6 protein-coding genes are annotated in these 9,083 nt (G+C 61.3%); 1 reads left to right on the forward strand and 5 read right to left on the reverse strand.

Going from position 1 to position 9,083, the window contains the following annotated elements:
* Positions 1 to 435: 435 nt before the first annotated feature.
* From E4K65_RS43495 to E4K65_RS43505, 3 genes are all read right to left on the reverse strand, one after another.
* A complete protein-coding gene (locus E4K65_RS43495) occupies positions 436 to 1,599 on the reverse strand; it encodes a cytochrome P450 (protein ID WP_135179319.1) in 1,164 nt (387 codons plus the stop codon).
* Between the two features lie 114 nt (positions 1,600 to 1,713).
* Complete coding sequence (locus E4K65_RS43500) at positions 1,714 to 1,929, reverse strand: hypothetical protein (RefSeq protein ID WP_135179320.1); 216 nt, start codon at positions 1,927 to 1,929, stop codon at positions 1,714 to 1,716.
* Positions 1,930 to 2,032: 103 nt separating this feature from the next.
* Complete coding sequence (locus E4K65_RS43505; RefSeq protein WP_135179321.1) at positions 2,033 to 3,433, reverse strand: OpgC domain-containing protein; 1,401 nt, start codon at positions 3,431 to 3,433, stop codon at positions 2,033 to 2,035.
* A 455-nt stretch (positions 3,434 to 3,888) separates the two neighbouring features.
* Between E4K65_RS43505 and E4K65_RS43510 the strand changes: the two genes are divergently transcribed.
* On the forward strand, positions 3,889 to 4,551 hold the full coding sequence (locus E4K65_RS43510) for a response regulator (protein WP_135179322.1): 663 nt from the start codon (positions 3,889 to 3,891) through the stop codon (positions 4,549 to 4,551).
* On the opposite strand, the gene E4K65_RS43515 is transcribed toward E4K65_RS43510, so the two are convergent.
* Both E4K65_RS43515 and E4K65_RS43520 read right to left on the reverse strand, forming a co-directional pair.
* Positions 4,546 to 6,801: an MASE1 domain-containing protein gene (locus E4K65_RS43515; RefSeq protein ID WP_135179323.1), complete on the reverse strand. Its 2,256-nt coding sequence runs from the start codon at positions 6,799 to 6,801 to the stop codon at positions 4,546 to 4,548. The two genes, E4K65_RS43510 and E4K65_RS43515, sit on opposite strands and share 6 nt — an antisense overlap.
* Positions 6,802 to 7,104: 303 nt before the next feature.
* A complete protein-coding gene (locus E4K65_RS43520) occupies positions 7,105 to 7,887 on the reverse strand; it encodes a helix-turn-helix transcriptional regulator (protein ID WP_135179324.1) in 783 nt (260 codons plus the stop codon).
* Between the last annotated feature and the right edge of the window lie 1,196 nt (positions 7,888 to 9,083).

Consider the following 9,083-nt stretch of genomic DNA (forward strand, 5'->3'; position numbering starts at 1 on the left):
TCTTTCAAGCGGCCGCGATGATGCAGGGAGAATTTTTCCGCACGCAAATGTGAGCGCTTCACGGATTTGGTGCGACGATGCAGGGCCGGAACATAAAACGTCGAAAACAACCCCATGCACAGTAGCCGACCATAGCCCGATCAATGACTTATGCGGCAGGCCGAGTCGTTTGACCCGTCGGGCAAGACAGGAGCATGATGGCATGATCGGCGAATGGGAGCTGTCGTGGCGCGAAGCTCCCTTCCACCTCCGCTGTCATTCCCGGCGAAGGCGGGGAATCCAGTACGCCGCGGCGTTTCCGTATCCAACGTCTGCCTCTGGAATACTGGATCGCCCGCCCCAGTGCGCAACCGCGCACAAGGCGGGCGATGACACTGGAGCTGCAGCAAGCGCGTGCCTCAATCCCGTTGCGGCGAAGCACAGACAATTTGCGCGCTAATGCCATCGCACCGGCAAATTCTGCAGCCCGCGGAACGCCCAGCCGCCGATCCGCACCGGCTCGTCATCGGCAATCTCGATCCGGTCGGCACGCGCGAACACGGTCGGCAGCGCGACGTCGGCGATCATGGCGCGCGAGGCCCAGGCGCCGGCGCAGAAATGCGGGCCGGCGCCGAACGCGACGCTCTTGGTGGTGTCACGCCGCACGTCGAACTGATCGGCGCGCTCGAAATGCTTCTCGTCGCGGTTGGCGGAGCCGAACATCAGGAACACGCGCTCATCGGTTTCGAACGCGACGTCGCGGATCGACCATGGCTTTGCGATGCGCCGCGGCGACATGCCGATCGGCGAGATCCAGCGGGCGTATTCCTCGAAGGCCTGGAGCCAGGAGACTTCGCCGCGCCTGATAAGATCGAGCTGCTCGGGATGGGTCAGCAGCGCCCAGACCGTGCCGGCGATCGCCTTGCGCGGCTCGTTCTGGCCGCCCGAGATCGCGAGTTTGACATTTGCGCGAACGCTTTCCATCGGCATGCCGGAGGCGACGAGGACGCCGAGGATGCTCTGGTCCGGGTTCTTTGTGATCACCGGCAGGATGTCGTCGATCGCGGCGTCGATGCCCGACGTCGCGGCATGGCAGCGCGCCTCGACGGCGGGATCGCCGGCATAGTTGGCGATGCCTTCGATCATCCCCTGCGACCAGGCGTCCATCTCGGCAAAGCCGATATTGGTGAGGCCGGTGATCGACTTCAGGCATTCGCCCGAGAACGGCAGCGCGAAGTCGCGCATGAAGTCGATCCGCCCCGGCTCGATCGCATCGATGATGCGGTCGGCATGGGCCTGGAACTGCGCCGTCCAATGCGCCTTCACCGTCTTCGGCGACACCGTCGGGAACATCGCGCGGCGCTCGACCTGGTGCGCCTCGCCGTCCTTGCGCATCATGTTGTGGCCCATCAGCCGGTTCATCAGGCCGGCGGGCTGGTGCGAGGAGAACACGTCGATCTGCTTCTCGGAGATCGAGATGTCGTCGCGGCTCGTCAGCAGCGTCGAGCCGAGCTGCGGCACGAAGGCGATCGGCGCCTCCTTGCGCATGGTCGCGAGCATCGGATAGGGGTCGGCCCAGAACGTGACAGGGTCGATGTCGATGCGCGGCGCGGTGCTCAAGCTTGGCTCTCCTGCTGTGTCCCGCCAAGCTAGCGCGTTCAGGAGCTGCCGTCTGTCCCTAGCGACAGGGACAGGGGGTAGCGGGTCCGCAAGAGGGGATCCTCTGATTTCAGCTTACATTCGCAGCATGGCGTGCGGCTTTTGGTGGGTCAGCTTGCGCATGCCAGCGGAAACGGTCTCGTGTGCACCCACCGGGGTGCAGGTCGTGAATACGAGCGCAAACCGGCTGCACTGCCAGTCCGCGCCGAGCGCGGCGCTGGTGGGTGACGTCAGGTTGACCGACAGAAATGCCGCTACGCTGGCAAACATCACGTACGCCGCGATCAGCATCGCTCTCTTGTGGGTCCTTGGCTGAGACATCATGGCCTTGGCTCCTGTACGATGGCCGGGAGATGACGGGGCAGGCTCCACAATCCCTGTCAGTCCTTGCGATCTAGTCCACGTCCTGACCCACACTTTTCGCTGTTGGCCCGAAGGCGTGCGCGATTGCTGGCACTGGATCCGCGCCGCAGCCGGACTCGCGCACCGGGGCAAACAGCATCTTTAGTAGATCAACCTCGTCGGCACAGGCGAGCAACCCGGGCGGAATGTCAACGCCGAGCGCCCTGGCTGTCATGGGATTGATGACCGGCTCAAACCTGGTTGGCTGCTCGACGGCCTTCGCGTGCGGCTGCTGCCTGGGTTTGATCGCGATCAAATTCAGCAGCGTCGCCACCCCGATCATCACCAGGACGCCAGCAACACTGAGCGCGATCTGCATCGTCAGCCCCTCCGAGATGTCGAGCAGCGCCAGGTGGCTGACCAGCGTCAGCAGAACGCCAAGGCAGTAGATCGGCAGCGAATTCTGGCCACAGAGAATGGCGCCACGCATCACCGGCGTCGTCAGCCCTCGCCAATCGCGAGGCACGAGCCATGCGGCCAAAACTGCAAGGGCCAGAAAATGCAGCAGTCGCAATGGAGCGAGGTTCGATTTGTCCATCGGGTAAAACAGCGTCAGGAGTGCCTGCGGGACCAACGCTTCCGGCGGCTTGACGCTAGAGCTCAATGCGATGATGAGGCTGAACAGCAGATAGAGAACCGCGGCAACAAGCACGGTGCGCGAGGTCAGCCACGGTCGGAATCGCTTGCCCTCGATGATCCACCACGCGCCAAGCACAAGCGGCAGCTGCCAGGCCAGCGGATTGAAGAACCAGTGGCCGCTCGGCCATGCCGGGATGGTCCAGCCGAAGACGTGCACCAGTGCGTAAAGCAGCAGCGACGCGCCCAGCGTTGCGTTCGGCGCTCGCAGCAGCAGCCACAGCAGCGGCGCGAACAAGAGGTGATAAAGCACGAAGAGCGGCAGGATGTCGGTATTCACCGGGCGGTATTGCAGGATCGCCGCGTGCGCGAGCGTCACGCCCGGCTGATCCAACAGAATGCGCGTATTGCTCCTGTCGGCAAGAAGGCCGCCGCCTGCGAGGTGAACCACGATGGCGCAAGCGAGGGTGAGCAGCAGAAATGCGACGTAGATATCCCAGCTTCGCCACAGCGTCCGGCCGATCACGCCGGTCCAGCCCCCGCTCTGCCGTGCCTTGCCGTAGGACAGCGCGCAGGTCAAACCCGAAAGAAACATGAATACTTCCGCGGCATCGCTGAAGCCGTAGTTGCGCAGCGTCAGCCAACTCCCGACGTTGTTCGGGACATGGTCAAGAAAGATCCACCAGAGCGCGATGCCGCGGCAGGCATCAATGCGCAGATCGCGGCCGTAGCCGCTCAGCTCCGGCAGCGCGCCTGCGAATGGCTTCGAGGTGGCAGTTCGATCAAGCATCTGGTTCCCCGTCCGGCGTCCACGCACGTTTCGAGAGGGACCGAAACTGACGAAAGACTTCAGCCGCGCCGAACCCGGCCGCGAATTAAGGCGACGCCTGGTGGAACCTCCTGGCGCGGGAGGCTGTCGGTTGACGATTATCGTTCAACGGCACAGCGCGTAAATCAGCCGGAGGTCCTCACGGAGGGGTTCCTAGGTCCTATGATCAAAGTACCTACGGATATCCGCAGTCTGAATCCCGCGACTCCTGTGGTCCGCACTCGTTTTTTGGCGTCCCGTGACCTGATTACAATTACAGCATACAACGGCATTCAACTTCTATCTTGAGTGCCTAACCGTGAGCCGCTGGCTGGACCAGCGATGAAGAATGGACGATTTCGGGGCCCGTCTTCCCGCCAGCCTCTTCCTCGCCAAAGACCCAAAGGCGGGTGTATGATTTCTCAAACTGGATCTCCGCGCCATGGGATGACGGAGAGCTTTTCATGAAAGTCCTTATTGTTGACGATCATGCATTGATACGCGAGGCGTTGTGCGCCGTCCTGAGACAGCTGAAGCGAGAAGCCGTCATATTTGAAGCTTCGAGCAGCCGTCAGGCGGTGGACATAGTCGAGGAACATCCCGACATCAGCCTCATCTTGCTTGATATCAATTTGCCCGACAGAGATGGCTTCTCCGTCCTCCGCGAACTGCGAGACAGTTATCCGACCATTGCCATCATCATTCTTTCGTCCTCGAATGATCAAGACACGGTCAAGCGCGCTTTCAAACTCGGCGCACTGGGTTTCATCCCTAAGACGACCGAACGCGAGGTCATGCTCAACGCCATCGAGTTGGTGTTCTCTGGCGGTATTTACATTCCCTCTGAAATTCTGGAGGAAACACCGTCTGCGCGGCTTACGAATGAACCAACGACGCCCGACTTTCTCAGGGGTCTCGGATTGACCGACCGGCAGATCGAAGTGCTTGCGCTCCTGATGAAGGGAAAAAGCAACAAGATCATTGCCAAGACGCTCAACATGGCAGTGCCGACAGTGAAAAATCACATCACGGTCGTTCTCAAGGCGCTCAGCGTGACGAGCCGCACCGAGGCAGTCATAAAGGTAGGAAAGATGGGCTGGGAATCGCCGCCGAAATCCCAGTCATGAAGCCGCCCGGGTATCCCTCCCATCGTCATGATCCATCAAGAGCTCGTGCATGACAGCGCGGAGCCGCATCGGATCGACAGGCTTGTGCAGCAAAATGTATCCTCTGTCCCTGACCTCGCGTGCTGGTTCAGGTGCCGTATCGCCGCTGATGAGAATAGCCGGAATGGACGAACCAAACGCCGCATTGATTTCTTCAATGGCTCGGATCCCGGTCTTTCCGTTCGCAAGATGATAATCCGAGATGATGAGATCGGGGCGCTGTTGGCGCTCCGCAAGTCGGATAAGTGCCGCTTCGTCGGATCCGGTGGTAAGGGCGGTGTATCCCCATCTGCCAAGCAATCCGCCCGTTCCCTCCTGGACAATTGGAGCATCGGCAATGACAAGAACGACCTTGCCTTCGACTGCAAAGGCCGCGGGGTGCGGAGGAGCGACGGGCTCAGCGGATGTGCCGCATTCATCGGCCATCGGAACCAGGATCGCGAATCGCGAACCTCGGCCCACGGTCGAAGCCAAGTCGATTGGATGGTTGAGAAGCAGGCGAAGCCTGTCGACGATAGCCAAGCCGAGCCCCATGCTGCCGTACCGGTTCCGGTCTCGGGCGGCCAGTTGAAAGAACTCGCCAAAGATATTCTGTTTCTGATCCTCGGGAATTCCGGGACCACTGTCCCATACTTCGATGCGTAACATTTGACCGCGCCGGCGACAGCCGACAATGATCCCACCCCGCAACGTATAGCGCACAGCGTTGGATACCAAATTGAGCAGTATGCGTTCGAGCAGCATGGCGTCGCTCCGCACCCAGGCGTCGCTTCGCCTGACGCGTAGACGCAAGCCCGTTTCTCGCGTTGCCTGATCGAACGTCGTCTCAATTTTTTGCAACAGGCGCGCGATCGGGAATTCGGTAATTGTGGGGATGAGGATTCCAGCATCCAGCTTGGACATATCCAGCAGCGAATTGAGCATTTCATCCATTTCCTTGCGCGTTGCATCGACCAGCTCGATCGTCCTTGTCCGTTCCCCCGATCTGAGCGGCATGCGCAGCTGGGCAATGAACAAGCCCAGTGCATGCAATGGCTGCCGCAAATCGTGGCTTGCCATGGCAAGGAAGCGCGATTTTGCTGCATTGGCGAGCTCGAGCTCCTGCGTACGCTCCGCGACCTTCCGTTCGAGTTCGACCTGCGCGCGGCGCAGACGTTTCTCCCCCCGCTTGCGGACCTCGACGTCGGCGCTCAGTAACAAGCTCGGAACCGTAATGCTGATCAGAAACATCAACACCAGCAGGAATGAAACGTTGAGGTTCGCGGTCGTGAAGGGGCCGCCGCCCGTGAGCGTCCCCCAGACCGTGATGCCTGCAAGCACCAGCGCAACCGTTGCGGTGTCACGTGGGCCGCGGCGCAGCGCCGCCCACAACATCGGCAGGATCGCGAGAAAACCCAGTGGATCTCTGCCCGGCGTTTGCTCGATCAGGGGACTGAAAGCAATGAGTCCAACGGCAGCCGCTGTTGCGAGGACGCCGACCGTCTCCAAACAATCATCGCGGTTGAAAGCATGATCGTTGCTTGATGCCCAAAGCACGATGACGGGGGCAATGACCAGCGCCCCGGTCACATCTCCCAGCCACCATGTGACCCAGGCGTCTGTAAAATTTGTCCGATCGATGTACCCGGCGGTCGCCAGGCTGGTCAGTCCAATGCTTGCGCTGATCGGCGTCGCGATCACGATGCAGATCAGCGCAAACTTCGCGACGGAATTTGGTCGCGAAAACGTATGGCGTCCGCGCGACCATCGATTGACCAGATATGCGCCAACAACGGCCTCAAGAGTGTTGCCGGTCGCAATCGCAATTGCGGTGGCAACGGAGCCGGCGGTGGTCGCATTGGCGATCACAGCCGCAATGAAGATTGCGGGCCAGGTCCGATACCCCCACAACAGCACCGCCGCCAGCGCGAGACCCGTCGGTGGCCAGATTGGCGTTGCGCTGGGATGAACAGAGGCGAGGGCGAGGCCGCCTTTTGCCAGGACGAAATAGATCACTCCAATCGCGACCAGGCCGCCGGCATACCTGGCGCCTCGGCGAAAATCTATCTTCGGCGCTAGCGATCGTGGATCGGACATCGTCGACGCCTGGACCAGGCAGTTGGATTGTCCATCATGACTGATCTTTTGATCTCCCTGATAAAGATCGAAGATCGCTACTTTCCCGCTTACCAGGCGGTTGATCGAGACCCCACCGTCCGATCGGCGCGACAACGCAAAATTCGGCGAGATGCGCTCAGATCGGATTGATCACCGCAGTCTGCCGACGGACGAAGAGATGGCGCGTGCTTGGTTCACGAGTGCAAGCTCTCTGCCGATGCCGATCGGCTTCGGCTTCGGCTTATCGCGCATCGGGTTCGTTGAGGAAACTACCCATTTCGAGTTAGTGGAGCGCGCAACTGCCAGTAAGCCCTCCCCGCGAAGTCTGAAATGGGTCAAAAAGGCGACGATCCCGGCGGGCGGGCCGCGTGTCCGCTTGGCTCTTGGAAGCCGAGATCGCTGACCTAAGAATACCCCTCAGTTCAGGCCGCTCGGGCCGGCGAGCAGGCGCAGCACGATCGCAAACAGCTCGCTCTGCGAGGAGATGCCGAGCCGTCCATAGGCGCGCTTGCGGTAGGTCAACGTCGAATGCACGCTGATGCCGAGCGCCTGCGAGATCGCTTCGGAGCTGAAGCCTTCGAGGATGCGCCGGCAAACCTCCCGCTCGCGCGGCGTAAGATCGGCAAGCGGCGCGCGTGTGGCAAAGAGCGTGGCGAGAGACTGATCGGGCGTTGCGCTGCGCTGAAAGTGGCGTGCGACGCTCGCCCCGATCGCAGGTGCGATCGCCCGGAGGCGTTCGCGCTGGGCGTCGTTGAAGCGGCCCTGCGCGGCGATGCGATAGAAATTGACGTAGAAGCAGGTGTCGTCGACCCAGATCGCGGTCGCGCATTTGTCGACGATGCCGGAATCCTGGAAGAAGATCTTGCGGTAGCGCACGCCATACATGCGCGGTGCGAAGGCCGGCAGCATGATCGACGCGCCGCCCTCGCCCTCGAACATCGCATCGCGATTGGGATCGGACTCATGGAACTGTCCGGCATAGGCGGCGCCGAGCTCCGCGCCGATCGGGATGTTGCCGGCATCGAGCAGGCAGTGCGCGGCGCCCGCGCGGCTCAGCGCAAACACCATGCAATGGCCGACATCGGCCTGCCGGCGCAGCGTCTCGATGAGCACTTCCGGAAAATCCGGCCGACCGATCGCGAGGACCGCGGGCGTGACATCGCCAGCCGCTACATTCGAGGCCATCCCGTGGGCCCGCATCGTTATCCTCCGCCAGACGTCTTTTGGCGGAGAATATCAGCAAGGGCGGCGTGCCGGAAGCTGGCCCTCACCATACCGCCTCCGGGTCCCGGCCCGGCGCCACAGCGCTACGCCCCTTCGGCGGAGCGCTGCGGCGTCACTCATTCGGGAAGTCCCGACGTACATCCCGATCCAGATGCTTGTACGTGACCGCACCGCTCGACAGGTTCATCAGCGAACGGGATCCTGAAGCCTGATCACCGATCATTGTTGGGGACCCATTCCTCCGCGGCGGTGTCCCAATGATGGGTGTCGTCGAAGTGTTTCCAGGGTGGCCGCCTCGGCTTGCTTTCGTCCTTCTGCCGATTTGCATTCAGTGCACGGAGTTGGACAGCGAACACCCCAACCTTCATCCCCCATTCGCGAGCGTTGTATCGGGAGTTCCATTTGATTGCTGCGAACATTTGGATGCCTCCTTCAAAGCAAGAAGCTTCCGCCATATTAGCCCGGGCCAAGAACACGGGAATGTAAGCTACTTCACAGTCGGCCAACATCTTCGACATCGCCGCGGGCGATCTCAGTGCACGGCGACCGGAACCTACGTTCGCTCGATATTCGGGCGCCGGGCATAGGTCATGTTGCCGCGCGATCAAAACGCGCGCGACGAAACGTAGCATTGTCCCCGTGCGGGAAGGCACGTCCTTTCGGCAGAGCGTATCTTATCGCTGGTGGACGCCCGCTCAGATAGAGGCCAGCGCATGCTAGAGCTTTGGAACAGCTGGTACGACACCCTAGCCTCGGTGGAGGCGCTTGCCATGGTCATCGTCATTGTCCTGGTGGCTGCCGGCGCTATGACGCTGGCGGACAATCGGCGGCAAAGAACGCGTCCAGCAAAGGATTGATCTAGGGGAGTACACGCCCTTCTGTAATGGGCCCGATGATGTCAAGCCTCCCGAGTGAATGTCACGCCGCCGAGCTCATGCTTCTGTCCGTGGTCAACGCCTGGTCGCCACATCATGCTGTCAGAGGGAGCGGTGAGCCTATCTAGATACGCGTGGTCCGTCAGAAGACGGCCACTGGGCGTGTAACGGCTTCACCGGATCCACCGTCCCGGCGACGGGACTTCGGGCACCAGGCTCAGTTCAGCCCGGTTGCATTCCAACTCTTCTCCTCGTGTTCTATGCTGCGATCGGGCCCGCGTCGGTCCATCGGTAAGT

Origin of the sequence: Bradyrhizobium niftali (genome assembly GCF_004571025.1) — a bacterium.
GTDB lineage: Bacteria > Pseudomonadota > Alphaproteobacteria > Rhizobiales > Xanthobacteraceae > Bradyrhizobium > Bradyrhizobium niftali.

Coding starts and splice junctions, on each gene's coding strand:
- E4K65_RS43500 (WP_135179320.1), bottom strand. CDS start 1,929: ATGCTGATCGCGGCGTACGTGATGTTTGCCAGCGTAGCGGCATTTCTG.
- E4K65_RS43510 (WP_135179322.1), top strand. CDS start 3,889: ATGAAAGTCCTTATTGTTGACGATCATGCATTGATACGCGAGGCGTTG.
- E4K65_RS43520 (WP_135179324.1), bottom strand. CDS start 7,887: ATGCGGGCCCACGGGATGGCCTCGAATGTAGCGGCTGGCGATGTCACG.